General features: G+C 63.4%; 29 protein-coding genes. 12 read left to right on the top strand and 17 right to left on the bottom strand.

Annotated elements, in window-relative coordinates:
- Positions 1–39: 39 nt before the first annotated feature.
- The 7 genes from ybgF to ybgC form a co-directional block, all read right to left on the bottom strand.
- A complete protein-coding gene (ybgF, locus tag FJ490_RS07510; protein WP_140729291.1) occupies positions 40–1,143 on the bottom strand; it encodes a tol-pal system protein YbgF in 1,104 nt (367 codons plus the stop codon).
- Positions 1,144–1,355: 212 nt separating this feature from the next.
- A complete protein-coding gene (pal, locus tag FJ490_RS07515; protein WP_140493251.1) occupies positions 1,356–1,862 on the bottom strand; it encodes a peptidoglycan-associated lipoprotein Pal in 507 nt (168 codons plus the stop codon).
- Between the two features lie 247 nt (positions 1,863–2,109).
- Positions 2,110–3,420 carry a Tol-Pal system beta propeller repeat protein TolB gene (tolB, locus tag FJ490_RS07520; protein WP_140493245.1) on the bottom strand — a complete coding sequence of 437 codons (1,311 nt, stop codon included), beginning with the start codon at positions 3,418–3,420 and terminating at the stop codon, positions 2,110–2,112.
- A gap of 41 nt (positions 3,421–3,461) precedes the next feature.
- Positions 3,462–4,616 (bottom strand): energy transducer TonB, encoded by a 1,155-nt coding sequence (locus FJ490_RS07525; RefSeq protein WP_140493242.1) that lies wholly within the window; start codon positions 4,614–4,616, stop codon positions 3,462–3,464.
- Between the two features lie 7 nt (positions 4,617–4,623).
- On the bottom strand, positions 4,624–5,076 hold the full coding sequence (tolR, locus tag FJ490_RS07530; RefSeq protein WP_140493239.1) for a protein TolR: 453 nt from the start codon (positions 5,074–5,076) through the stop codon (positions 4,624–4,626).
- Positions 5,077–5,087: 11 nt separating this feature from the next.
- On the bottom strand, positions 5,088–5,798 hold the full coding sequence (gene tolQ, locus FJ490_RS07535) for a protein TolQ (RefSeq protein ID WP_140729292.1): 711 nt from the start codon (positions 5,796–5,798) through the stop codon (positions 5,088–5,090).
- A 267-nt stretch (positions 5,799–6,065) separates the two neighbouring features.
- Positions 6,066–6,536 (bottom strand): tol-pal system-associated acyl-CoA thioesterase, encoded by a 471-nt coding sequence (ybgC, locus tag FJ490_RS07540; RefSeq protein WP_140662867.1) that lies wholly within the window; start codon positions 6,534–6,536, stop codon positions 6,066–6,068.
- A gap of 57 nt (positions 6,537–6,593) precedes the next feature.
- Here ybgC and FJ490_RS07545 point away from each other — a divergent pair, with 57 nt between their 5' ends.
- Positions 6,594–7,862, top strand: a complete 1,269-nt coding sequence (locus tag FJ490_RS07545) for a cellulase family glycosylhydrolase (protein ID WP_140729293.1) — start codon at positions 6,594–6,596, stop codon at positions 7,860–7,862.
- Between the two features lie 108 nt (positions 7,863–7,970).
- Here the strand turns inward: FJ490_RS07545 and ruvB are convergent, their stop codons facing one another.
- From ruvB to FJ490_RS07580, 7 genes are all read right to left on the bottom strand, one after another.
- On the bottom strand, positions 7,971–9,008 hold the full coding sequence (ruvB, locus tag FJ490_RS07550) for a Holliday junction branch migration DNA helicase RuvB (protein ID WP_140628012.1): 1,038 nt from the start codon (positions 9,006–9,008) through the stop codon (positions 7,971–7,973).
- Between the two features lie 43 nt (positions 9,009–9,051).
- The gene (gene ruvA / locus FJ490_RS07555) at positions 9,052–9,672 is read right to left on the bottom strand and encodes a Holliday junction branch migration protein RuvA (protein ID WP_140566844.1); all 621 of its coding nucleotides are present in this window, start codon (positions 9,670–9,672) and stop codon (positions 9,052–9,054) included.
- A 27-nt stretch (positions 9,673–9,699) separates the two neighbouring features.
- Positions 9,700–10,119 (bottom strand): type II toxin-antitoxin system VapC family toxin, encoded by a 420-nt coding sequence (locus tag FJ490_RS07560; protein ID WP_140729294.1) that lies wholly within the window; start codon positions 10,117–10,119, stop codon positions 9,700–9,702.
- On the bottom strand, positions 10,097–10,366 hold the full coding sequence (locus FJ490_RS07565; protein ID WP_140493211.1) for an AbrB/MazE/SpoVT family DNA-binding domain-containing protein: 270 nt from the start codon (positions 10,364–10,366) through the stop codon (positions 10,097–10,099). The genes FJ490_RS07560 and FJ490_RS07565 overlap by 23 nt, the downstream gene beginning before the upstream one ends.
- Positions 10,367–10,421: 55 nt before the next feature.
- Positions 10,422–10,931 carry a crossover junction endodeoxyribonuclease RuvC gene (gene ruvC / locus FJ490_RS07570; protein WP_140628015.1) on the bottom strand — a complete coding sequence of 170 codons (510 nt, stop codon included), beginning with the start codon at positions 10,929–10,931 and terminating at the stop codon, positions 10,422–10,424.
- 92 nt (positions 10,932–11,023) lie between these two features.
- Complete coding sequence (locus FJ490_RS07575; protein ID WP_140525047.1) at positions 11,024–11,557, bottom strand: DUF1465 family protein; 534 nt, start codon at positions 11,555–11,557, stop codon at positions 11,024–11,026.
- Positions 11,558–11,940: 383 nt separating this feature from the next.
- Positions 11,941–12,321 (bottom strand): cbb3-type cytochrome c oxidase subunit I, encoded by a 381-nt coding sequence (locus FJ490_RS07580; RefSeq protein WP_140729295.1) that lies wholly within the window; start codon positions 12,319–12,321, stop codon positions 11,941–11,943.
- A gap of 321 nt (positions 12,322–12,642) precedes the next feature.
- Between FJ490_RS07580 and FJ490_RS07585 the strand changes: the two genes are divergently transcribed.
- The gene (locus tag FJ490_RS07585) at positions 12,643–13,194 is read left to right on the top strand and encodes a DUF2269 family protein (protein ID WP_140729296.1); all 552 of its coding nucleotides are present in this window, start codon (positions 12,643–12,645) and stop codon (positions 13,192–13,194) included.
- Between the two features lie 21 nt (positions 13,195–13,215).
- On the opposite strand, the gene FJ490_RS07590 is transcribed toward FJ490_RS07585, so the two are convergent.
- The 3 genes from FJ490_RS07590 to FJ490_RS07600 form a co-directional block, all read right to left on the bottom strand.
- Positions 13,216–13,986, bottom strand: coding sequence for a sulfite exporter TauE/SafE family protein (locus FJ490_RS07590; protein WP_140729297.1), 771 nt, complete (start codon positions 13,984–13,986; stop codon positions 13,216–13,218).
- Between the two features lie 116 nt (positions 13,987–14,102).
- A complete protein-coding gene (locus tag FJ490_RS07595) occupies positions 14,103–14,831 on the bottom strand; it encodes a class I SAM-dependent methyltransferase (RefSeq protein ID WP_140729298.1) in 729 nt (242 codons plus the stop codon).
- An 87-nt stretch (positions 14,832–14,918) separates the two neighbouring features.
- Positions 14,919–15,359 (bottom strand): Lrp/AsnC family transcriptional regulator, encoded by a 441-nt coding sequence (locus FJ490_RS07600; RefSeq protein ID WP_140493190.1) that lies wholly within the window; start codon positions 15,357–15,359, stop codon positions 14,919–14,921.
- Positions 15,360–15,489: 130 nt separating this feature from the next.
- Here FJ490_RS07600 and FJ490_RS07605 point away from each other — a divergent pair, with 130 nt between their 5' ends.
- The 10 genes from FJ490_RS07605 to FJ490_RS07645 all read left to right on the top strand — a co-directional run bounded on the left by FJ490_RS07605 (position 15,490) and on the right by FJ490_RS07645 (position 23,287).
- Positions 15,490–16,395 carry a DMT family transporter gene (locus FJ490_RS07605; RefSeq protein WP_140729299.1) on the top strand — a complete coding sequence of 302 codons (906 nt, stop codon included), beginning with the start codon at positions 15,490–15,492 and terminating at the stop codon, positions 16,393–16,395.
- Between the two features lie 131 nt (positions 16,396–16,526).
- Positions 16,527–17,174, top strand: coding sequence for a thiamine phosphate synthase (locus FJ490_RS07610; protein ID WP_140729300.1), 648 nt, complete (start codon positions 16,527–16,529; stop codon positions 17,172–17,174).
- A 1-nt stretch (position 17,175) separates the two neighbouring features.
- Positions 17,176–18,216: a tetratricopeptide repeat protein gene (locus tag FJ490_RS07615; protein ID WP_140517548.1), complete on the top strand. Its 1,041-nt coding sequence runs from the start codon at positions 17,176–17,178 to the stop codon at positions 18,214–18,216.
- A gap of 36 nt (positions 18,217–18,252) precedes the next feature.
- Complete coding sequence (locus FJ490_RS32625; RefSeq protein WP_181165380.1) at positions 18,253–18,426, top strand: hypothetical protein; 174 nt, start codon at positions 18,253–18,255, stop codon at positions 18,424–18,426.
- Position 18,427: 1 nt separating this feature from the next.
- A complete protein-coding gene (locus FJ490_RS07620) occupies positions 18,428–18,745 on the top strand; it encodes a UBP-type zinc finger domain-containing protein (protein WP_140729301.1) in 318 nt (105 codons plus the stop codon).
- Positions 18,746–18,857: 112 nt separating this feature from the next.
- Complete coding sequence (efp, locus tag FJ490_RS07625; protein WP_140493174.1) at positions 18,858–19,424, top strand: elongation factor P; 567 nt, start codon at positions 18,858–18,860, stop codon at positions 19,422–19,424.
- Between the two features lie 87 nt (positions 19,425–19,511).
- Positions 19,512–20,312, top strand: a complete 801-nt coding sequence (locus tag FJ490_RS07630) for an inositol monophosphatase family protein (protein ID WP_140493170.1) — start codon at positions 19,512–19,514, stop codon at positions 20,310–20,312.
- Between the two features lie 124 nt (positions 20,313–20,436).
- Positions 20,437–21,123: a hemolysin III family protein gene (locus tag FJ490_RS07635; protein WP_140493526.1), complete on the top strand. Its 687-nt coding sequence runs from the start codon at positions 20,437–20,439 to the stop codon at positions 21,121–21,123.
- Between the two features lie 105 nt (positions 21,124–21,228).
- Entirely contained in the window at positions 21,229–22,254 is a 1,026-nt protein-coding gene (locus FJ490_RS07640; protein ID WP_140493167.1) for a MotA/TolQ/ExbB proton channel family protein, read from the top strand.
- A 1-nt stretch (position 22,255) separates the two neighbouring features.
- A complete protein-coding gene (locus FJ490_RS07645) occupies positions 22,256–23,287 on the top strand; it encodes a peptidoglycan -binding protein (RefSeq protein ID WP_140493164.1) in 1,032 nt (343 codons plus the stop codon).
- Positions 23,288–23,421 lie beyond the last annotated feature (134 nt).

Raw genomic sequence — 23,421 nt, forward strand, 5'->3', positions numbered from 1 at the left:
ACGGCTCCGAGGGCAAGGCAACGGCAGGCAGGAGAAGGGCTAGCACGCCGCCAGGGCCTTTTCCTGCTTCACGCGCTCCTTGAGCGTGTTGGAAATGTCGGGGTAGCGCTTGCCGACCTCGCTGAAGGTGGCGCAGGCCACGTCGTGCTGCTTCAGGCCGACCAGCGACACGCCGAGCTTCAGCAGCATGTCGGGGGCCTTCTTGGCCTTGGGATAGTCCTTGCTGGCGGCGAGGAAGACCTCCGCGGCATCGCGGTATTTCTGCTGGCCAAGCAGCGATTCGCCCAGCCAATAGTGCGCATCCGCCGTTTTCGCGTCACGGGGAAAACGCGCGATGTGGTCGCGAAAACCCTGTTCGGCGGTGCCGTAGTCGCCCGAAAGGATGAACTGGTAGGAGTTGCGGTAGAGCTCCTCGGGATCGTTCGTGGAAGGCAGCGCCGCAACCACCGTGCCGTCGGACTTGCCGCTCTTGGCCGGAGCGCCGGCGGCTGGAGCGACATCCTGCGCCGGTGCGGTCGCCTGCGTGCTGCCGCCGGCATCGACCACATTGCCGTTCTTGTCGACGGTGATGCTGCCGAAGGTCTTTTCGGGCGCTCCCGTTCCGGGGATCACCTTGCCCGGATCACCGTCAGAGGATTCGACGATGACGTCCTCGACGCTCTGGCCGGCCGCTGCCCGATTGTCGGCCTCCGCGGGCGGTTGCGTGGCCGGCGCCTCGGCCACGCTGTCATCGCTGTCGGCGGGCGCGGCCTGTGACTTCTTCTGCCCGGCCGGCTGCTGCGCACCCTGCGTACCGCCTTCGAGCTGCTGGAAGCGGAACTCGTTGTCTTCCTGCTGTTTGCGGATCTGCTCCTGCATTTGCAGGATCTGGAAGTTCAGTTCCTCGATCTTGCCGTTCATCTGGCGCAGTTGGTCCTCGAGCCCGGTGGCGCCTGTGCCAGTCGACTGCTGCGCGAACTGAACCTGGTCCGACTTCTTCTTTTCGCCGAAAACGCCAGGCAACTCGATGCTGGGCAGATGGAACGAGAAGCCGCTGTCGGCTGGCTGTCCCGTGCCATCAGTCCCTAAGCCACCCGCCATCGCGGTGACGCCTGAAAGGAGCAGCAGCGCAAGCGTGCCGCTCAGAACTGATCTTAAATGCATATGCCTCTCGCCGTGTCGTTAGCTTGTTCGCGCCTTCCAATCGGTATGGGACCAGCCAAGCGCCCTCGGCTCATAGCAGGACGCGAGACTTCGGCCAAATTTTGTTTGAAGGGACCAAACATGAAAAAGGCGGCCTTTCAGCCGCCTTTCGCAAACCTGTGTTGCATTTTTGTCGTCGTGTTTTTCGCGCGTCGCTCGACGCGCGAAAAATGTCAGGAACCGGCGCCGCTGAGCGTGGTGACCGCGCGGCGGTTCTGCGACCAGCAGGAGATGTCGTCGCAAACCGCGACCGGCCGTTCCTTGCCGTAGGAAATGGTCTTCAGGCGGTTGGCGGAGACGCCCTTGGAGACCAGGAAGTCGCGCGTGGCGGCGGCGCGGCGGGCACCGAGCGCCAAATTGTATTCGCGCGTGCCGCGTTCGTCGGCATGGCCTTCAACGACGATCGCATACTGCTTGTACTGGTTCAGCCACTGCGCCTGGCGCGACAGCGTCGTCTGGGCGTCGGCGCGGATCGAGGAGGAGTCCGTGTCGAAGAAGATGCGGTCGCCGATATTGACGGTGAAGTCCTGCGCCGATCCGGGCGTTGCGGCACCGGCGCCGTTGAGGCCGAGATCGGCGGCGCTGTTGGGCGTCTTCTTCGAAGCGCAACCGGCAATGGCGAGCATCGCCACCAGCGCGATCATGACGGGATTTCTGGTAAGTGCTGCGATACGGCTCATGCCGCCTCTCCTTCGCATTCGAGTGATTTCGTTGATCACCCAGTAACCACGTTTGGGTTAACCGGCATTCAAGAAACACGGTTAAAATTTGGTTTAGGCTGCCGTCCGCAGCCATTGCGCCCAACGCTTGACCAAGGGCGACATTGAGCGCGGACCGTAGGCGGAAATGCGGCTAAAACGCGACCAATGCATGGAAAAGGGGCCGAAACCGGCCCCTTTTCAGCATGTGTGGCAATTTCAGCCGAGCCTATTCCAGCAGCGGCGACCAGGCCGGATCGGAGGCAAAGTTCGCGGTCGGGATCGACTGCTCGTTGCGGCCGGTGAGATCGACAGAAACCAGTTTCGGGCCGCCGGCGGAATCGCGGAAGAACATCAGCACGCGGCCGTTCGGCGCCCAGGTCGGTCCTTCCTGCTGGAAGCCGGATGACAGGATGCGCTCGCCCGAACCGTCGGTCTTCATAACGCCGATCTGGAATTCGCCGCCGGTCTGCTTGGTGAAGGCGATGAGATCGCCGCGCGGCGACCACACCGGCGTCGAATAGACCCCGTCGCCGAAGGAGATGCGGGTCTGGCCCGAACCGTCGGCGCCCATCACATAGATCTGCGCGCGGCCGCCGCGGTCGGAGGTGAACACTACCTTGCTGCCGTCGGGCGAATAGGAAGGCGAAGTGTCGATGGCGGTCGAGTTGGTGAGCCGGGTCGTCGAGCGGCTCCTGAGGTCCATGGCGAAGATGTTGGAATTGCCGTCGTCGCGCAGCAGGCTCATGATCACCTTCTGGCCATCCGGCGAAAAGCGCGGCGCAAACGTCATGCCCGGAAAATTGCCGACCAGTTCGCGCTGGCCGGTCTCGATCTGCAGGAGATACACCCGCGGCTGGCCGCTCTCATAGGACATGTAGGTGATTTCCTGCCGGTTCGGCGAGAAGCGCGGCGTCAAGACGATCGCCCTGCCGTCCGAGAGATAGCGCACATTGGCGCCGTCCTGGTCCATGATGGCGAGGCGCTTCTTGCGCGCATTCTTGGCGCCGGACTCGTCGATGAAAACGACGCGCGTGTCGAAATAGCCCTTCTCGCCGGTCAGCCGCTCGTAGATGGCGTCGGCGATGATGTGAGCGACGCGTCGCTGATTGGCGTCGTTGGCGAAGAATTGTTCGCCCGACATCTGCTGTCCAGCGAACGTGTCCCACAGCCGATACTGCGCGCGGATGCGCCCGTCGGCCTCCTTGCTGACGCTGCCGGTGACCAGAGCCTGGGCATTGATCACCTTCCAGTCGTCGAAGCGAGGCGCTGCGTCAGGATTGGCGATCTTCTCGATGAAGGCGCTTTTGTCGATCGGTGCGAACAGGCCCGAGCGCTTCAGGTCGGCGGTGACGATGCCGGAAATCTGCGCGCCAAGCCCATCGCCCGACTGGAAATCGGTGATAGCGATCGGCAGCGGCTCGACATTGCCCTTGTTGACGTTGATCTCGACGAGCGCCCACGCAGGCATGACGGCGCCGGCCATCGAGCCCAGCGCCATTGTCGCGACCATCAGGAGCGGCTTGAGGATGAATTTCATGTCTTCTCGCTTCTCTTCACTGATTCTGCGGAGGGCAGGCCTCAAAGGCCAAGCATTTCCCTCGGATCGAAAGTGACACGGACCTGGGCCCAGATGTCCTGTTTGCCCGCCGGAACCTGAAGGCCGGCCATGTTGCATTTCTGAACCGCACGCACGGCGCTTTCATCGAATTGGCGATTCCCGCTCGATTTCTCGACGGTGGGCCGGCCATCCAGCTTGCCCGAGGGGTCGAGGTTGAACATGACCACGGCGACGAAATTCTCCGAGCCCTCCAGCCCCGCCGGCAATGTCCAGCAACCGCCAAGCTGATCCGACAGGGCGCCCAGTTCTGATCTCGACAGCTTCTGGCCCTGGTCCTTCTCGCCGCCGAGCGAAGCCTGCTGTGTCGAACGCTTGGCGCCGCCGCCGGAGGGCTTCTGCTTGTCCAGCAGGGCCGAGATCTCGTCGGAATTGAACTGCTTGTCCTCCGATTTCGGCTTGGATGAAGCCTCCTTGACCGGTTTGTCGGCGTCCTTGCGCTCCGGCGCCTTGGCGCTTTCGGCCTGTGCCGGCTGCGGCTTCGGCCGCGCCTGAGGCGCGGGCGCGGAGTCCGGCAGTTGGGCATCGTCAGGCTGGTCCTTGGCGATCGCCTGGGCGACCGCGTCCGGCTTCACCTCGGGCGTCGGCTCGATGGCCGCGGTCTTGTCCTGTGGCGGTGCGGGCGTCGGCTCCTTGGCCGGCGCCGGCTTCGGCTCGGTCTGCTTGACCGGCTCGGGCTTGACCTCTTCCTTGGGCTGCGGCGCGGGAGCCACTTCCGTGGCCGGCGTCGGCTTGGGCTTTTCCTGCGGCTTCGGCACGTCCTCGGTCTTCGGCTTTTCGATCGGCGTTGGCGCCGGCGGCGGAGCCGACGTCATGTCGACCGGCTTCGGCTTGGCCTCGGGCGTTATCGGCTTGTCGGTATCGACGCTGTTCTCGCCGACCTTCTGCGCGTCCGGCACCACATCGGGACGCTGCGTGGGCAAGGGCGCCGGCTTTTCATGCACCACCGATTTCTTGTCGCCCTGCAGCACCTGGGCAGTGGCTTCGATCGGCACGATGTCGACAGCGACCGACTCGACGTCGGCCGACGGAAGCGCGGCCGGTGCCGACAGCGTGAACAGGCCGAAGCCAATCAGCGCCGCATGCATGATCACCGATGTGGTGAGGCCGGTCCTCATAGTGGGTCTATTGATCCTGTTCCTGCAGTGAAACCAGGCCGATATTCTTGTAGCCGGCGGCCGAAATGCGGGCCATCACCTTCATCGCCGTGCCGTAGTCGGTGGACTTGTCGCCGCGGATGAAGATGCGCTCGTCATAGCCGGTCTTCGAGATCGCCTGCAGCTTCGCCACCAATTCCTCGATCGGGATTTCGGTTTCCTGGAGATAGATCTGGCCGGCGGCATTGATCGAAACGGTGATCGGCTGGGTGTCGGCATTCATCGCCTTGGCCTGCGTATCCGGCAGATCGATCGGCACGCCGACCGTCAAAAGCGGCGCGGCGACCATGAAGATGATCAACAGCACCAGCATCACGTCGACCATCGGCGTAACGTTGATCTCGGCGATGAGGCCATGATGGCGGCCGCGCCGCCTATGGCCGCGTCCGCCGCGTCCAGCCATGCCTACGGACATTCCCATCGGCTTACTCCTCAGGCCTTCGGCACTACTTTTTCATCGATTTGGCGCGAGAGTATGGCGGAGAACTCGTCGGAGAACCCTTCCATGCGCACCGCGATCTTGCTCGCATCCGATGACAGCTTGTTGTAGGCGATGACGGCCGGAATGGCGGCGAGCAGGCCGATGGCGGTCGCCAGCAGCGCCTCGGCGATGCCGGGCGCGACCACCGACAGGCTGGTGTTCTTGGAGCCGGCGATCGCCTGGAACGACGTCATGATGCCAATGACGGTGCCGAACAGGCCGATAAACGGGGCCGCCGAGCCCGTGGTTGCGAGGAAGCCGAGGCGGCCTTCGAGCTTCTCCATCTCGCGGGTCAGCGCCAGGTCCATCGCCTTATCGATGCGGGTTTGCAAGCCGAGCGGCGTCTTGGCGCCTTTTTCGAAACTCTTCTTCCACTCGCGCATGGCGGCGACGAAGATGGCGCCCATGCCCGATGTCTTGCGGTCGGCCAACGTTCGGTAAAGCTCCTCCAGCGACTGCCCCGACCAGAACACCTGCTCGAACCGGTTCAGCGCCAGCCGCATGCGGGCATAGGATACGAGCTTGTCGACGATAATCGCCCAGGTCCAGACCGAGGCGCAGAGCAGCCCGATCATGACCAGCTTGACCACCCAGCTGGCCTGCATGAACAGCGCCCAAATCGACAATTGCGCGCCCGGTTCGGCGAGTGCGATATTTTCCATCGTAACGTCCTTAAGATTTCCGAGCGAAGCTGGCGGCTGGCCCCTGGCATCCCTTGTGGTCGGTTCGCGCGAAGCTACCGGAACAACCCCAAAACGTGCCTTTCGCGGCCTTTTCGGGGCAAATGTTGGTGAAAGGAAGGCGCTGGATAGCGCCAATCTTCACCAATCTCTTCATGAACCGTTATGGTTAAGGATGGGTTAGTCCACCAGACGCGGCGCATTGCCGCGCTTCAAGCCGGCGCCGGCGATACCAACGACGTCGGCCTTTTAGCCCGCCTTGGGTATGAACGCTGCTATCCACTCCCTGGGGAAGCGGCGTGGCCGGCCATTCTCGCCTATGATCGCCGCCTCCACCCTGGCCTCGACCAGCACCTCGTCGCCGCGCTTGAGCTGCTGGGCCATGAAGATGCGCGCGCCGGAGATTTCCTCGGTCCGGGTGTCGATCGTCAGGATGTCGTCCATGCGGGCCGGCATGCGGAAGTCGATCTCCATGCGACGCACCACCCAGACTATTCTTTCGCCATGCTTGCCATCGGCAAGTTCGGTGTGGTGGACGCCGCTCAGCCTCAGATAGTCGGAGCGGCCGCGCTCGAGGAATTCGAGATAGCGGGCGTGGTAGACGACGCCGGAGAAATCGGTGTCGGCATAGTAGACCCGCGCCATCAGCCGATGGCCGAACGCCGTCAGCGCACCGGAAATCCCCGCCAGCAAGGTCGCGGATTCACCATGATCGTCCATTGCGCTTCCTTTTTCAGTCGCGGCAAGGCACCTGTGCCGCGCGTGACATGGCATCGGATGGCACTGTTGACGGCGATGATCAAGACCTTGGCGGCGGCGCTGTTCGTGGTGATGGCTCTGTTCGTCGTGATGGCTCTGGCCGGGCCGAGCCAGGCCGCGACCTTCTCCATCAAGCGCGGGCTCAATCTCGACCAGTGGGTGACCTGGCCGGGCGAAGACCAATGGGGCAACGCCAAGGCCATCCTGCCCTACCCGGAATGGCGCAAATTTCTCAAGGACGACGATCTCGAGGCTTTGAAGCATGCAGGCTTCGATTTCCTGCGCATGCCGGTCGATCCTTCGCCCTTCCTTTCCGAAAACACGATGGCCTTGCGCGAGGATCTCTATGCCAGCGTGCTGGACTCTGTCCGCATGATCAACCGCGCCGGCCTGAAGGTTGTCGTCGACATGCATCTGATCCCCGCCGGCAGTGGGCGCAAGATCGGCATGGCCGAGGTGATGAACAACCCGGTGACATTCGATGCCTATGTCGAGGTGGTGCGCAAGATGGCGCACACGCTCGCCGGGGAAGATCCGGGGCAAGTGGCCTTCGAACCGATGAACGAACCGATCGTCGACTGCGACGCCGACGGCACCAGCCTGTGGCCGCAACGCCAGCAGAGGTTGTTCGCCGCGGCGCGTTCTTCGGCGACGAGATTGACGCTTGTGCTGACCGGGGCCTGCTATTCCGCGGCGTCGTCGCTGGAAAAAATCGATCCGATGGCGATCCCGGACGACAACGTCATCTGGACCTTCCATTCCTACGATCCGTTCCTGCTTACCCATCAGGGCGCGACCTGGGCCGGCGATTTCATTCCCTATGTGATCGGCCTGCCCTACCCGCTGACCGCGGTGCCGCCGGCTGAGCTCGACGTCACGCTCGACGCCATCCGCGCCAGGATCAAGACCGAGGCACCTTGGGCGCGGCAGGGCGGGCTGCTTGCCTATCTCGACGAGCAGGTAGCCAGCATGGACACCGACGCCAAGCTGCTTGGTCTCATGGACGCCCCATTCAAGGCCGTCGATGCCTGGGCGAAGGCCAACCGCATCAGGCCGGAAAACGTCACGCTGGGCGAGTTCGGCATGATCCGCCAGGAATACGGCAATCCCTATGTGATGCCGGCCGGCTATCGTGCCGCCTATGTCCGGGACATGATCGCGCGCGCCGAGGCGCATGGCTTCTCCTGGTCGGTCTGGAGTTACGGCGGCGCTTTCGGCATCGTCGATGCTTTCAACGGCGAAAAGGCCGAGCACGATGTGCTGGACGTGATCCGGTCGCTTCACTGAGCGCCGTTGCTCCACACCGCCGGGATCGATCAGCAAGATCTCCGGTCGCACGCCGCAAAGCGGTTGCGAACGCTTGATCGCCGGCCCGAACGCCGCCGCCGGGGGCCGCTATTCTTCCTGAAACAAATTGATCTGCTGTTGCGCCAGGTCCTTCGGCGCGTCGAGGCCGAGATGGCGCCAGGCATTGGCCGTCAGCACGCGGCCGCGCGGCGTGCGCTGGATGAAACCCTGCTGGATGAGATAGGGCTCGATGATGTCCTCGATGGCATCGCGCGGCTCGGACAGGCCGGCGGCGATCGTCTCGATGCCGACCGGCCCGCCGCCGAAATTGCGCGCGATCATCGAAAGATACCGGCGGTCGAGCGCATCGAGGCCGAGCGCGTCGACCTCCAGCCGGGTCAAGGCCTCGTCGGCGATCAAGCGGTTCACATGACCATCGCCGGCGACCGAAGCGAAATCGCGCACGCGCCGCAACAGCCGGCCGGCGATGCGCGGCGTGCCTCGCGCGCGCCGCGCGATCTCCAGCGCGCCGTCATCGCCGAGCGGCATTTGCAGGATGCGTGCGCCGCGCCGCACGATCTGCTCCAGTTCCTCGACCGTGTAGAAGTTGAGCCGCACCGGGATGCCGAAGCGGTCGCGCAGCGGATTGGTGAGCAGGCCGAGCCGCGTGGTGGCGGCGACCAGGGTGAAACGGGCAAGGTCGATCTTGACCGAGCGCGCCGCCGGCCCCTCGCCGATGATCAGGTCGAGCTGGAAATCCTCCATCGCCGGATAGAGGATCTCTTCCACCGCAGGATTCAGCCTGTGGATCTCGTCGATGAACAGGACGTCGCCTTCTTCGAGATTGGTCAAGAGTGCGGCGAGATCGCCGGCTTTGGCGATGACCGGTCCGGAGGTTGAGCGGAAGTTGACGCCGAGCTCGCGCGCCATGATCTGCGCCAGCGTCGTCTTGCCTAGACCTGGCGGCCCGACGAACAGCACATGATCGAGCGCTTCCTTGCGCCCCTTGGCGGCCTCGATGAACACTTTGAGGTTGGCCCGCACCGCCGCCTGGCCGACGAAATCGTCAAGCGTCTGCGGCCGCAAACTCTGGTCGGCATCCTCGCCACGTTTTTCCGGAGCGATCAGACGGGGGGCAAGGCTCATGCCGCCTTCCTTGCATATGGCCGGGAACCGGACAAGCGTGCGCTCATCGCGCCAGTTCCTTGAGCCCGAAGCGAATCAGCTTCGACGCGTCCGCCTCCTCGCCCGCCGTCTTCAGTGCCGCCGCCACCGCATTGGCGGCGGTGTCGCGGGAATAGCCGAGATTGACTAGGGCCGAGACCGCGTCTGTGATCGGCGCGGCTGCCACGCCTTCGCCGAGCTCCTGCTTCAAGCCGATCGTGCCCGACGCGGCACCGGCATAGGCCGGCGCCTTGTTTTTCAATTCGGTAACGATGCGCTCGGCCACCTTCTTGCCGACGCCCGGCGCCCGGGAAACCATGGCGATGTCGCGCAACGCGATCGCGTTGGCAAGGTCGGCCGGCGCCAGTGTCGACAGGATGGCCAGCGCCACCTTGGCGCCGACGCCCTGCACATTGCTCATCAACAGCCGGAACCATTCGCGCTCCAGCACCGACTGGAAGCCGTAGAGCCGGATCATGTCCTCGCGCACATAGGTCTCGATGAACAGCACCACCGCTTCGCCGGGCGAAGGCAGCGCGGCAAGCGTGCGCGCCGAGCAGTAGGCGACGTAGCCGACGCCATGCACGTCGACCAGGCAATGATCCTCGTCGATCTCGTCGAGCATACCCTTGAGCTTGCCGATCATGCCAAATCTTTCATGGAAGATAGGCCCTCATGGGTGCGTTTCAGGAGAAATGATGTCAAGGTCCGGGAAATAACTGCGATAACGCGCGGCGTCGCGCGTCAAAAGACGATGTCCGGCAACGGTCGCATGAGCGCCAATAAAGAAGTCCGGCAAGGTTCGTTCGCGGATTCCACCAGCACGGCGATAACGGGAATGCGTCACACCTGCAAGGAAGGCCGCATCCCAGGGCAGAAACTCGCGATCGATCTCGAGCATGTCGACCGCTTTTCGAAGCGCTGCCTCCGAGGCGATCAGCGGCGCCAGTTCAGACCAGATGATCGTATTGACCACCAAGTCGCCGTCGCGGCGGCATGAGGCGGTTGCAGACGCCGACCATTTTGTCAGCGGTCCGGCCGGCCCCCAAACGTCGATCAGGACATTTGTGTCAATCAACGTCGAGATCTTCACGCGGCCCCCTCAGCCACTCCATATACTCGTCGGTCGTCATGCCACCCAGATCCAACGTCCCCTCCATCCGGTCAAGGACATTACTGAACCTGCGCAATTTCTCCTCCTCGGGGAGATTCTCGTTGACGGCCACAAGCCGAGCACCCTCATCGGTGGCCACGAATTCCACCTCGGAGCCCGGGCGGATACCCAGGTGATCCCTTATCTGTTTGGGGATCGTGACTTGGCCTTTGGTGGTGACGCGCATGGTAATACCTCAAAGTATTACCTACGACAGACAAGGGAACAAGTCAAGAACATCGTCAACCGGCAAGTGCCATCCGATAGGCGACGCTTTGCCGGTGATGCGCATGGCAAATGGCTATGGCGAGCGCGTCGGCGGCATGTTCGGTGTCGAAGGTCGCTTTCGGCAGCAGCACCTTCACCATCATGTGGATCTGCTTCTTGTCGCCATGGCCGACGCCGATCACCGCCTTCTTGACGGCATTGGGTGCATATTCGGCAACGACCAGGCCGGCGCGTGCCGGCACCAGCATGGCTATGCCGCGCGCCTGGCCAAGCTTCAGCGTCGCCACCGCATCCTTGTTGACGAAGGTCTGTTCGACGGCCGCCTCATGCGGCATGGCCGTATGCAGGATTTCAGCCAACCCGTCATGCAGCTGGCACAGCCGCGTCGCCAGCGCCGCCTTGTCTTCGGAACGCACCGTGCCGGACGCGACGAAGCGCAGCGAATTGCCGAGGCTTTCGACAATGCCCCAGCCGGTGCGCCTGAGCCCCGGATCGATACCGATGATGCGAATCGCGTCCCCCATCCGGTTACTCTACCTCCCGGAGACAGCGATGCCAGCGAAATGTGAACAAACCGGAAACAGCAGCCCGCCGAGCCAGAAATGCTCCGAACCCCCTAGTTGCGGGCGAAAGCCGTGTTGAGCAGGCTGATCTGGTCCGAGACCGGATTGGGCCGGCGGCTCAAGGGCTGCATGTCGACCACCGCACCGGCGCCGTAGATCTCCTCGTCCATGCGGCGCACCAGTGCCTGCAGGCGCAGCGACCGGTTGACGAGGTCGAGGAAATCCTTGGGCAGTTCGGCCCAGCCGGCCGCCTCGTCATGGGCGGAGGCGGTGTCGAGGCGCACCTTGGACTTTTCCGACGCGACCTGGTCGCGGGTCATCTCGCCGGAATTCGCGGCGCGCTGCAGAAGCAGCCACGAGGCGACCTGCATCAGCCTTGTGGTCAGCCGCATCGATTCGGCCGCATAAAGCGTGGCCGCCAGCCGCGACAGCTTCTTGGCCTCGGCCCGGCCCTTGCCGTCGAGATACTCCGCCGCCTGTTCGACTAGCCCCATGCCTTCCTGGTAGAGCGGTTTGAAGGAGTGCGAAAAGACCCGACGTTCCGCCAGCTTGACGGTTTTCGCGCTGCCCTTCGAAGGCTCGTTCATCGATACGCCCCTGCACTTGCAACCGGCCGATTCGGCTTACTGCCGATACACCCGGAACCCTACATAACTGAAGCTTGAAAATGCGCCTCGTCCGGGGTGAAGGCAAGCACATGTTTAACAGAAGGTTAACGTGATCCGGTGCGGACCGTGTCGCTGGAAAGCGGACAAAAAAAGAGCCGCGGATAAGGCGGCTCTCAGGAGTTTAACAGGGAGGCGTCAAACAAAGTGGCTCCAACCACTCGGTAAGAATCCAGATCACTGGATGCGCATAGTAAACGCCTGTAAAGCTTAATGAACCCTTAACGGCGCCGATGTTTTTTGAGCGAACCCCGCGCCACTGTGCCGTAACAGCACAGTTCCTGAAGGATGTGCCGAGCCTCGGCTCAGGCCGTTTTCCAAACCGCCGGCAAGGCAATGAAGGCAAACAGCAGCAAGGCCGCGTAGAAACCCATCGAAGACGCCGCCACCAGCGGTTCGATCGCGGCATCGCCGCCAAGCAGGAAGTAGAGCCCGATCAAAAGGCCGATGCCGCTGATTGCGGTCAGCCAGAAGTGAACGACGGCAGCCGTCTTCTGTCCGACCGCCGGAAACAGGTGATAGAAGAAGGCGAAGACCGCCGACATCAGCCAGCCAGCGACCATCGTATGGGCGTGGGTCGGCATCTGGCCATGGTCCTGGCTGATCGCCATGTACAGGCCGAGCGCCATGCCGCACAGCGCATAGATAACGGCCAGCGTGAAGAAATTCCGTGCTACCCCTTGCATATCTTTCCCCCGAGTTGCCTTTCCCGTGTTCGGGAAAGGGTTGATCGTCAGGCGATTGCTCTCGCCACCGGGCTCCCGGCGCGGGCGCACTAGCATCGGCACTGTTTCTGGACGATGTCGCGCCCCCGGACGCCCCTCATAATAGCAGAAAACCGAATGGCGCGCTCGCAATATCAGTGGCTCCTTACGTTAGCCGGCACTTGAAACAGAACTGGTTTTTTCACGACATCGTTCCGAAACAGGCGCGGCGATAAACGCTTGGCCATCGAAGCGGCAGGCGAGGATTCGCTCCTTCCGCTACATCAGGCGCCGGGGAGAAGCATGGACTGGTATTCGATCGTTAAATTGCTGCACATTCTTTCGGCGACCCTATGGGTCGGCGGCGGTTTCGCGCTGATGGTGCTGGCGACGCTCGCCGATCGGTCGGGAAACATCCAGGGAACGCTGCAGGCAATGCGGGCTACGGGCGAATTGGGAAACCGCTTCTTCGCGCCGATGTCGATGCTGACATTGGCCTTCGGGCTAATCATGTGCTGGTTCTGGGTCGGCTTCTCGCAACTGTGGATCCTGATCGGCCTTGCCGGCTACGCCACCACCTTTTCAATCGGCATGTTCGTCTTCAAGCCGAGCGCCGACCACATGGGCGCGATGATCGCCAGGGATGGCGTGACGCCGGCCGCCCTTGCCTCTGGCCAGCGCATCTTGCGGGCGGCGCGCTTCGACTATGCGGTAATGCTGATCATCATCGCCGACATGGTGCTGAAGCCGACCATCGACGACTTCACGGTCCTTGCCGCCATGGGGCTTGTGTTGGCGGCTGGTGCCACCCTGGCGCTCGGCCGAACAAGGCGCATGGTGCCGAGCGTCGCCTGAGGCAGGCGAAAACGGTCCCGGCTACATCAGGCCGGCGATCCCGTCCCACAGAAGCTTCACCGCGACGACGGCCACCGTCGCATAGGTGAAGGGATAGAAGATCTCCGGACGCATGCGGCGCACCAGCCAGGCGCCGGCGATGGTGGATAGCGGCGCCAGCGGCATCAGCACCGCCGACGCGGTCAGATTGGTGCTGTCGAACTGGCCGAGCGCGAAATAGGGAACGAGCTTCAGCGCGTTGGTGGCGGCAAAGAAGATCGCCGCCGTGCCGGACAACACCTTCGGGTCGAGCCGGATCGGCAGCGCGTAAACCTGAAAGGGCGGGCCGCCGACATGGGCGACGAAGCTGGTGAAGCCGGCGACCGTGCCCCAGAGGGCCGCGGTGACGCGGTTGGGCTGCGCCGCATGGTCGGCGCCGTGGCGGTACTTCAGATAGAGCCAGCGCAGCACGAAAATGATGGCGACGGCGCCGACGATCAGCCGCACGGCCTCCTCGGTGACCAGTGCGGCCGTCAGCCAACCGAGACCGATGCCGATCATCGCGCCGGGCATCATGTCGACCAGCATCTTCCTGTTATAGACGCCCCACCATGTCCATACCGAAACGATGTCCATCAGGCACAGGATGGGCAGCAGGATGGCCGCCGCCTGCACCGGCGGCATGGTCAGCGCCATCAGCGGCACCCCGACGAAACCGACGGCGCCGCCAAATCCGCCCTTGGACAGGCCGACCAGAATGACCGCCGGGGCGGCGGCCGCATAGAACCACGGATCGGAAAGCAGGCCTGACATGGAGGAGGGACTGGTCTGGAGGGAAAGCGCGTCAACGCCTGAATAGCCCAGATTCCCGAGCGGAGCGACAGCAATGTGGGCGTCGCCACAGCAAGCCCTGCCCATTCTGCTCTGATCTATCGCCGGGCCGAGACCAGCAGGAACATCGGCCGCTCGAGCTCTTCCGCCAGTTCGGGCTTGGCCGCGATCTGCGCGTCCGTCGGACGGAATTCCTCGACATGCTCGATGGTGAAGCCGCACCGGATGAGCGTGTTGAGCGTGGTGCCGATGGTGCGGTGATGTTTCACAACTCCCTTGGCCAGCCAGTCCGTCTTGCGCGGTCCTTCCACCAGATACCGGTCGACGGGCCATGTCTTGCGACCTTCGGCATCGACAGACCAGCCGGGATCGGTCGGCGCCATATAGATCGGATGCTCCGTCGAGAAGACGAAATGCCCGCCGGGGACCAGGGACTGGTGCACGGTCTGGAACAGCCGCGCGGCATCGCTGACATAGTGCAGGGCAAGCGAGCTGTAGGCGAGATCGAAAGCCGTCCGCGGCAGGCTGAGTTCATCGAGATCGGCGCGTTCGTAGACGATGCCGGCATTCGGGCCGGCGGCACGCGCCCGGGCGAGCATCTTTTCCGACAGGTCGAGACCCAGAACCTCCTTGGCCCCGTGTTCAAGAGCCCAGCGGCAGAACCAGCCGAAACCGCAACCGAGATCGACGATTCGCAAGCCGCTGACGTCGGGAAGCATCGCGCGCAGCGCCGGCCACTCGGCGGCGCCGTCCAGCCCTTCGACGGACCGGCCGAGTTGGCTGTAGCCTGCGAAGAAATCCGGCTGATCATAGACATTCTGCGCCATGTTCTTTCCTCGTTGTTCATATGCCTGACTGGCGGAGCCGCCACGCATTTCCACCACCGCCAAGCAGAGTCAAGAAACGCGGACCGGTCATGCGCCGAGCGGTGGCGGCCGCCGCCGGATCGGCTGCGCCTTGATGATGGCGGTGCTGGTCTCGGCCTTGTCGGCGATGCGATCAAGGATACCGTCGAGGTCGGCGATCGAACGCACGAACAGCCTGGCGACGAAGCAGTCGTCCCCCGTCACCTTGTCGCATTCGCCGAATTCGGCGATCTCCTCGATCAGCTTCTGGACGATGTGCAGCTTGCCCGGCAGCGGCTTGATGCGCACGATCGCCTGCAATGTATAGCCGAGCGCCAGCGGGTCGATCTCGACGGTGAAAGCCCTGATAACCCCGCGCTCCTCGAGCCGCCTCAGCCGCTCCGAAACGCTCGGCGATGACAGCCCGACCTGGCCGGCCAGCTCCTTCAGTGAAGTCCGCGCATCCTTCACCAGGATTTCGAGGAGACGTCGGTCGAGATCGTCAAGCATTTCACATTCTCAGGATTTCCGGGTATTTGCCTATTTTTAATAGGCAAAACCAGCATGTCACCTTTCTCGCTGGGTGGAAAGCTCAGGATCAGCATGAGATTATGCACAAGCAACGATCTGGAGATTTGTCGTGAGCGATACAGCACGTGGGACGATCGAAATGTCCGCCGCAATGGCGATTCTGGGAACGATCGGATGGTTCGTCGTCCTGTCCGGCCAGCCTATCATGGATGTGGTGTTCTGGCGCTGCGCTTTCGGCGCGGTGACGCTGCTCTTCATCTGCGTCGGCCTCGGCCTGTTGCGCAACAGGCTGTCGCTTCGCGTTTTCGCCATCGCGGCCCTCGGTGGCGCCGCCATCGTCGTCAACTGGCTGCTGCTGTTCAGCGCATTCTCGCGCGCGTCGATCTCGATCGCCACCGCTGTCTACAATACCCAGCCTTTCATGCTGGTCGGCTTCGGCGCGCTCTTCTTCGGCGAGCGGCTGACCCTGACGAAATTGACTTGGCTGGCAATCGCCTTCGCCGGCATGGTGCTGATCGTCGAGGCCGCCCCTGACGCCGGCGATATCGGCACCAACTATTTCGCCGGCATCGTCATGGCGCTGGCCGCTGCCTTCTTCTGGGCCGTCGCCGCCATCGTCACCAAAAAGCTCAAGGGCACGCCGCCGCATCTCATCGCGCTCGTCCAGGTCTGCGTCGGCGTGTTGATGCTGGCGCCCTTCGCCAATCTCTCGCATCTTCCGACCGACGCAAGGAGCTGGGCCATGCTGGCGACGCTCGGCATCGTCCACACCGGTCTGATGTACATCCTGATGTACGGCGCCATCCAGAAGCTGCCGACGCACCTGCAGGGGTCGCTGTCCTTCATCTACCCGATCGTTGCGATCCTGGTCGACGTCACGGCATTCGGCCATCGCCTGCATCTCAGCCAACTCGTCGGCGCCGCCGCCATCCTGATCGCGGCCGCCGGCATGAATCTCGGCTGGACATTGTGGAAGCCAAGGCCTGCCGCGGCAGGTGCGCAACCGATCGAGTAACGCCAATCGCCGGCGCTTCGGCGCTCAAAAATAGTGATCCCGCCTGCCCGCCTGTTCAAAGCGGGCACTTTGCTCTATGCCGCAATCCAACCATCTTCGCCCGGCATAGGCGAAACCCGGGATCGAAGACCATGAACGACGCAACGCCCCCCAATCGCTGCCGCATCGTGCTGATCGCGCCATCTGGCGTGCCGGCCGCCCGTATCGTCTCGGCCTTCGAGGGCGGCGACGTCGCCTCGCTCATCCTGCCGCAGAACGACATGGACGAAGCTTCCTTCCAGGCCTTCGCCGCCGAAATCGTACCGGCGGCACAGGCGGCCGGCATCGCGTTCGTCATTGCCGGCGATACGCGCATCGCCGGGCGTGTCCAGGCCGACGGCATTCATGTCGAGGTCTCCAAGGCCGAGCTCGCCGAGACGGTCGAGCATTTCCAGGCAAAAATGATGGTCGGCGCCGGCGGCGCCAAGACACGTGATGACGCGCTCGAACTCGGCGAAGTCAGGCCCGACTATATTTTCTTCGGCCGCTTCGGCTACGACAACAAGCCCGATCCGCATCCGCGCAACCTGGCGCTGGGACAATGGTGGGCGCAGATGATTCAGATCCCCTGCATTGTCATGGCCGGATCGGAGCTCGCTTCGATCGAAACCGTCGCAGATACGGGCGCCGAGTTCGTCGCCCTGTCGAGTGCGGTGTTCGCCGACGGCGTCGATCCCAAGGCGGCGATCGCGCGGGCCAATGCGCTGCTCGACGAAACCGCACCGCGTTTCGAGGACTGACGTGTCTTCGGCAAGGCTTCCCCTTCAGGCCCTGCTTGCTGCGGTCATGATCCAGGCCGCTGCCGCCGAAACGATTCCTTCGCCGCACCCTAAGCCGGATGCCGGCGTGCATACCGACAAGCCGATCGAAAAGCAGTTGCCGCAGCCCGCCACCACCGCCGAGCCAGCGCCATTGCCTTCGGCCGACGCGATCAATCCCGACCGCTTCGGCGCCAAGCCGGCGGATGCGGCCTACGGGGCTTTCCAGCGCGGACTCTACAAGACCGCCTACAACCTCGCGCTGGTGCGGGCGCAAAACGGCGACCCGGCGGCGCAGACGCTGGTGGCCGAGATCCTGTCGCGCGGACTGGGCGTGCCCCTCAATGCGGCCGAAGCGGCGAAATGGTACGCAGCCGCCGCCGAGCAAGGGGTGCCGGAATCGCAGTTCCAATATGCGCTGATGCTGCTCGACGGCCGCTACGTCAAAAAGGACGAAAAGGAAGCCTATGCGCTGATGCAGGCCGCCGCCGAAGCGGGCAACCGGCTGGCACAATTCAATTTCGCGCAGATGCTGGTCCAGCAGGACCCCGGCGACGCCGGCATCGCCAAGGCCGTGACCTATTACGAGCGCGCCGCGGCGACCGGCCTCGCCGACGCCCAGTATGCGATGTCACAGATCTATGCCAACGGCGTCGGCGGCAAATCGCGCGACGACGCCCAGGCCCGGCGCCTGCTGGCTCAGGCCGCGCGGCAAAACTATGACACCGCGCAACTCGACCTCGCCACCTGGATGATCGAGGGCCGCGGCGGCGGGCGTGATTTGAAATCCGCCTTCGGCTGGATGAAGCAGGCCGCCGAAGGCGGCAATGTCGCCGCCCAGAACCGCCTGGCGAAACTCTATATGCAAGGCATCGGCACCGAGCCGGACCTCGTGCTTGCCGGCGCCTGGTACATCGTCGCCCGCCGCGCCGGCCTCATCGACCCCGAGATGGACGATTTCCTGCAAGGATTGAGCGACGACCAGACCAAGCAGGCACTGCAGAAGGCAAACCGCCTGCCCTGACGCGATCAGCGGAAATCCAGCGGAAGTCATCGCGCGATGCTCGTCGAGGCAAGTGACCTCGATCTTTCCATGCAGATGGCTATCATGCGGTCGTCGCAGATCCGTCGGCTGGCAAAAGTCTTCGATATCATTACCGAAGCGGTCGCCGCGGTTTCGATGAGAGCGGTTGAGGGTTTATATCGCGGCATCGCTTCTCCAAGGAGGCAATGAAATGGCTTCGCCCGACAAACGATGCACGCATGGCAGCTTCATCCTCGAGGTAACGCCAAGCGCCGAAGGTTGCGAGGAGTGCCTGAAGACGGGTTCCTGGTGGGTGCATCTGCGGCTGTGCCGCACCTGCGGCCATGTCGGCTGCTGCGACAGTTCTCCGAACCGTCACGCCACCGGCCACTACCGGGCGACCGGCCATCCGGTCATCGAGGCCTACGACCCGCCCGAGACGTGGGGCTGGTGCTATGTCGACGAGGTCATGCTCGATCTCTCGCAGGACAAGACGCCGCAACGCGGCACCATCGTGCGCTTCGATTGAGCCGCCGCCACGGGACACCCGATCAGCGCCAGCTTGCCTCTTCGGGCGATTTGTGGTCTTGGAGGCCCGAAATCGCTGTCTTGCGAACATCTCATTCCCGGATCACATCATCATGGCCAAGATCAACGGCAACGAAATCCGTCCCGGCTACGTCATCGAGCACGATGGCGGCCTGTGGGTGGCCGTCAAGACCAACACGGTCAAGCCGGGCAAGGGCGGCGCCTATAACCAGGTCGAACTGAAGAACCTCATCAACGGCACAAAGCTGAACGAGCGCTTCCGTTCGGCAGAGACGGTCGAGCAGATCCGGCTCGATCTCAAGGATTTTTCCTTCCTCTACGAGCAGGGCGACGCCCTGGTGTTCATGGACACCGAGAGCTACGAGCAGCTCGAGCTGGCGAAGGACTTCGTCGGAGACCGCGCCGCTTTCCTGCAGGACGGCATGATGGTGACGGTCCAGCTCTACGAGGAAAGGCCTATCGGCATTTCGCTCCCCGACCAGGTAACGCTGACCATCACCGAAGCGGACCCAGTGGTAAGGGGCCAGACGGCGGCCTCTTCCTACAAGCCGGCGGTGCTGGAAAACGGCATTCGCGTGCTGGTGCCGCCCTTCATCGGCGCGGGGGAACGCATCGTCGTCGACACCAATGAAATCACTTATATGCGCCGCGCCGACTGATGCATGTCGCCCAGAGGTGGCCCAGGTTTCGGGTCACCGACATGCATCAGGACAAAGGTTAAAGCGCGGGCAGCAGGAAGAGTTACGATGGCACGCTCAGCCCTTCTCAACGTCATGGTCCAGGCCGCAATGAAGGCCGGCCGCTCGCTGTCGCGCGATTTCGGCGAGGTCCAGAACCTGCAGGTCTCGATGAAGGGACCGGGCGACTATGTCAGCCAGGCCGACCGCAAGGCCGAGGATATTGTCTTTGCCGAACTGTCGAAGGCGCGGCCCGGTTACGGCTTCCTGATGGAAGAGCGCGGCACGATCGCCGGCGATGACAGCCAGCACCGCTGGATCGTCGATCCGCTCGACGGCACCACCAATTTCCTGCACGGCATTCCGCTTTTCGCTGTCTCGATCGCGCTCGAGCGCCAGGGCCAGATCGTGGCCGGCGTGATCTACAATCCGGCCATGGACGAGCTCTATACGACCGAGCGCGGCGGCGGCGCCTTCATGAACGACCGCCGCCTGCGTGTCGCCGGCCGCACCAAGCTCATCGACACCGTCATCGGCTGCGGGGTGCCGCATCTGGGGCGTGGCCAGCATGGCAATTTCCTGATCGAATTACGCAATGTCATGGCCGAGGTTTCCGGCGTCCGGCGCCTGGGTTCGGCCTCGCTCGATCTCGCTTACGTCGCCGCCGGCCGCATGGACGGATTCTGGGAAGTCGGCCTGTCGCCCTGGGACATCGCAGCCGGCCTGTTGCTGATCCGTGAAGCAGGAGGGTTCGCCTCCGACATGGACGGCGGCCAGGACATGCTCGACAACGGTTCGGTCGTCGCCGGCAACGAGATCATCCAGCGCGCCCTCCTGAAGGCCGTGAAAAAGCCGCTCGCTGCCCGCTGAAGCAGGAATAAGCGCGGAGTAATATCAAATCCCCGCCGCGCTGAAGCGCCGCAGTCGCAAAACGGCAAACAAAGCTTGAAATACTGTCCGGCGCTTGCCCAGATAGGGTTGACGCAGGACGATGATGATCAAGACGCCGCCGCAGATCGAGATCCCCTTTGTCGGACGATGGCACTATTCGCGTGCCGAGATGATCGCCGACGGCATCGTCCATGCCGTCGGCATCGTGCTGGCGATCGCGGCCGGTTCGGCGCTGCTGGCGCTGGCCGCCTTTCGGGTCGGACCGGGCGAATACATCGCCGCCGCCTTCTATGTCGTGTCGCTGCTCACCGTGCTCTCGGTGTCGCTGACCTACAATCTATGGCCGGTGACTTCGCCGGTGAAATGGATTTTGCGGCGTTTCGACCACGCTGCGATCTATCTGCTCATCGCCGCCACCTACACGCCCTTTCTCGCGCAGCTCGACGGCTCGGCGCTGGCCGGCTGGATGATCGTCCTGGTCTGGACCGCGGCCATTATCGGCATCGCCATAAAGGTGTTTTTCCCCGGCCGCTTCGACCGGCTGGCGATCGTCTTCTATCTCGCCATCGGCTGGAGCGGCATCGTCCTGGTCGAGCCGCTCGTCGCTACCTTGCCGACGACGGCGATCGTGCTCATCGTCGCCGGCGGCGTCGTCTATTCCTGCGGCGTGATCTTCTTCGCCTGGAAGGGGCTGCGCTTCCACAACGCGCTGTGGCATGGTTTCGTGGTCACCGGCGCAGGCCTGCATCTGGCGGCGATGGTCGATTGCCTGGTCATCAACCGTCTCTGAAACTGCTGGCGGCAATATTGCCAAGCACCATTCAATTTGGTCACAATTCCGTTTAGAGTCGCCGACGACGTGATCGGCGGCAGCGGCATCGGAAACGGGGCACGGATGGCTTTTCTCAGATCCTTCGGCATGGGCAGGCGCTCCGACGTGCTGATCTACGATCCACACAAATTGTCGAGCCCGCAGGTCTTTCTCCTGACCATGGTCATCTTCCTGGCCATCGTCGCCTTCATCGCAGCGATCCTGACACGGCAGATCTCGACCGCCTTCGTCACCAATCCCGGGCTCAACGGCCTGATCATCGGCGTGCTTGCCGTCGGCATCCTTTTGGCCTTCGTCCAGGTCGGGCGGCTGTTTCGCGAAGTGCGCTGGGTCAACTCCTTCCGCGCCGGTTCCGAGATCACCGAACCGGTGCTGCTGGCGCCGATGAAGGCGATGATCGGCCGCTCGTCGAGCATGGCGTTTTCGACCAGCTCGATGCGCACCATGCTCGACTCCATCGCCACGCGGCTCGATGAAAGCCGCGACACCTCGCGCTACCTCGTCGGCCTCCTGGTGTTCCTTGGCCTGCTCGGCACCTTCTGGGGCCTGCTGAACACGATCGGCTCCATCCGCGAGACCATCGAGTCGCTCGATCCCGGCACGGGCGATGCCGCCGCTGTGCTGGATTCGCTGAAGCAAGGGCTGTCGGCGCCGCTCGCCGGCATGGGCACGGCCTTCTCGTCCTCGCTGTTCGGCCTGTCCGGCTCGCTCGTTCTCGGTTTCCTCGACCTGCAGGCCGGCCGCGCGCAGACGCGCTTCTACACCGAACTGGAGAACTGGCTGTCCTCGGTCACCGACCTGTCGTCCGACATCGTCGTCTCCGACGCGGTCCGGACCGAGCCTTCCGATGAAATCCGCCTGCTGTCGGAGCGGCTGCGCAGCATGCAGGAGAATGGCGGCGGCTCCAATCCGCGCGTCGCCACCGCCATGGCCAATCTCGCCGACGGCATTTCCGGCCTGGTCAAGAACATGCGCTCCGAGCAGCAGATCATGCGCGACTGGGTCGAAGCACAGTCGGATGAACAAAAGGCGATGCGCAACACGCTGGAAAAGATCGCCGACGCCCTGAAGAAGACCGGGGTGCACTAGCATGGCGCTCGCCAGGAGCCGGCGCGCCGACCGCCGCATCGACTATTGGCCGGGCTTCGTCGACGCGTTGTCGACGCTGCTTCTGGCCATCATGTTCCTGCTCACCGTCTTCGTGCTGGCGCAGTTCCTGCTCGGCCGCGAAATCTCCGGCAAGGACGCCGTGCTGTCGCGTCTCAATTCGCAGATCAACGAACTGACGCAGCTTCTGGCGCTGGAGCGTTCCACGACACAGGACAAGGAGGATTCGCTCGCCAATCTGCAGGCATCGCTGTCGGCGGCCGAAGCGGAGAAGAGCCGGCTCCAGCAGCTGCTGGCGCAAGGTGCGGGCGCCGGTGATGCGGCCAACCAGCGCGCGGCGGCGCTGACGGGCGAGCTCGACAGCCAGCGCCAGATCAGCCAGCAGGCGCTGAGCCAGGTCGAGATCCTCAATCAGCAGATCGCGGCCTTGCGCAAGCAGATCGGCGCGCTCGAGGACGCGCTCAACGTCTCCGAGGCCCGCGACCGGGATTCCAACACCAAGATCGCCGACCTTGGCCGCCGCCTCAACGTGGCGCTGGCGCAGCGCGTGCAGGAACTCAACCGCTACCGCTCCGACTTCTTCGGCCGCCTGCGCGAAATCCTCGCCGACCGCGAGAACATCCGCATAGTCGGCGACCGCTTCGTCTTCCAGTCGGAAGTGTTGTTTCCGACCGGCTCGGAGGTGATCAACGATGCCGGCAAGGTCGAGATGAAGAAACTTGCCGACGCCATCATCGAGTTGCAGAAGGAGATTCCCCCGGAGATCAACTGGGTGCTGCGCGTCGACGGCCATACCGACAACAAGCCGCTGTCCGGCACCGGTCGGTATCGCGACAATTGGGAGCTGTCGACGGCGCGCTCCACTTCCGTGGTGAAGTTCCTGATCGAGAACGGCGTGCCGGCCAACCGGCTGGTCGCCGCCGGCTTCGGCGAGTTCCAGCCGCTCGATCCCGCCGACACCGAAGAGGCGCGCAACAAGAACCGCCGGATCGAACTGAAGCTCACCGAACGGTGATCCATCATCACGCGATCTCACGCGAATTTGTTCGCCGGCTCAACTCTAGGGCGCAGTTGTGCACCGGCAAGGCCTGAAAAGATTATCTTTTTTTAATTACACTTCGCCGCAAAGCGCTCCTAGCGTGCTGCGCA

Source organism: Mesorhizobium sp. B2-5-11 (genome assembly GCF_006440835.1).
Lineage (GTDB): Bacteria > Pseudomonadota > Alphaproteobacteria > Rhizobiales > Rhizobiaceae > Mesorhizobium.

Coding starts and splice junctions, on each gene's coding strand:
- FJ490_RS32625 (WP_181165380.1), top strand. CDS start 18,253: ATGCTCGTCGAGGCAAGTGACCTCGATCTTTCCATGCAGATGGCTATC.
- ybgC (WP_140662867.1), bottom strand. CDS start 6,536: ATGGACGATCATGGTGAATCCGCGACCTTGCTGGCGGGGATTTCCGGT.
- FJ490_RS07595 (WP_140729298.1), bottom strand. CDS start 14,831: ATGGCGCAGAATGTCTATGATCAGCCGGATTTCTTCGCAGGCTACAGC.
- FJ490_RS07620 (WP_140729301.1), top strand. CDS start 18,428: ATGGCTTCGCCCGACAAACGATGCACGCATGGCAGCTTCATCCTCGAG.
- pal (WP_140493251.1), bottom strand. CDS start 1,862: ATGAGCCGTATCGCAGCACTTACCAGAAATCCCGTCATGATCGCGCTG.
- ruvC (WP_140628015.1), bottom strand. CDS start 10,931: ATGGGGGACGCGATTCGCATCATCGGTATCGATCCGGGGCTCAGGCGC.
- FJ490_RS07590 (WP_140729297.1), bottom strand. CDS start 13,986: ATGTCAGGCCTGCTTTCCGATCCGTGGTTCTATGCGGCCGCCGCCCCG.
- FJ490_RS07645 (WP_140493164.1), top strand. CDS start 22,256: ATGGCGCTCGCCAGGAGCCGGCGCGCCGACCGCCGCATCGACTATTGG.
- FJ490_RS07640 (WP_140493167.1), top strand. CDS start 21,229: ATGGCTTTTCTCAGATCCTTCGGCATGGGCAGGCGCTCCGACGTGCTG.
- FJ490_RS07610 (WP_140729300.1), top strand. CDS start 16,527: ATGAACGACGCAACGCCCCCCAATCGCTGCCGCATCGTGCTGATCGCG.
- ybgF (WP_140729291.1), bottom strand. CDS start 1,143: ATGCATTTAAGATCAGTTCTGAGCGGCACGCTTGCGCTGCTGCTCCTT.
- tolB (WP_140493245.1), bottom strand. CDS start 3,420: ATGAAATTCATCCTCAAGCCGCTCCTGATGGTCGCGACAATGGCGCTG.
- ruvA (WP_140566844.1), bottom strand. CDS start 9,672: ATGATCGGCAAGCTCAAGGGTATGCTCGACGAGATCGACGAGGATCAT.
- FJ490_RS07580 (WP_140729295.1), bottom strand. CDS start 12,321: ATGCAAGGGGTAGCACGGAATTTCTTCACGCTGGCCGTTATCTATGCG.
- tolR (WP_140493239.1), bottom strand. CDS start 5,076: ATGGGAATGTCCGTAGGCATGGCTGGACGCGGCGGACGCGGCCATAGG.
- FJ490_RS07600 (WP_140493190.1), bottom strand. CDS start 15,359: ATGCTTGACGATCTCGACCGACGTCTCCTCGAAATCCTGGTGAAGGAT.
- FJ490_RS07575 (WP_140525047.1), bottom strand. CDS start 11,557: ATGAACGAGCCTTCGAAGGGCAGCGCGAAAACCGTCAAGCTGGCGGAA.
- FJ490_RS07635 (WP_140493526.1), top strand. CDS start 20,437: ATGATCAAGACGCCGCCGCAGATCGAGATCCCCTTTGTCGGACGATGG.
- tolQ (WP_140729292.1), bottom strand. CDS start 5,798: ATGGAAAATATCGCACTCGCCGAACCGGGCGCGCAATTGTCGATTTGG.
- FJ490_RS07630 (WP_140493170.1), top strand. CDS start 19,512: ATGGCACGCTCAGCCCTTCTCAACGTCATGGTCCAGGCCGCAATGAAG.
- efp (WP_140493174.1), top strand. CDS start 18,858: ATGGCCAAGATCAACGGCAACGAAATCCGTCCCGGCTACGTCATCGAG.
- FJ490_RS07545 (WP_140729293.1), top strand. CDS start 6,594: ATGGCACTGTTGACGGCGATGATCAAGACCTTGGCGGCGGCGCTGTTC.
- FJ490_RS07565 (WP_140493211.1), bottom strand. CDS start 10,366: ATGCGCGTCACCACCAAAGGCCAAGTCACGATCCCCAAACAGATAAGG.
- ruvB (WP_140628012.1), bottom strand. CDS start 9,008: ATGAGCCTTGCCCCCCGTCTGATCGCTCCGGAAAAACGTGGCGAGGAT.
- FJ490_RS07585 (WP_140729296.1), top strand. CDS start 12,643: ATGGACTGGTATTCGATCGTTAAATTGCTGCACATTCTTTCGGCGACC.
- FJ490_RS07525 (WP_140493242.1), bottom strand. CDS start 4,616: ATGAGGACCGGCCTCACCACATCGGTGATCATGCATGCGGCGCTGATT.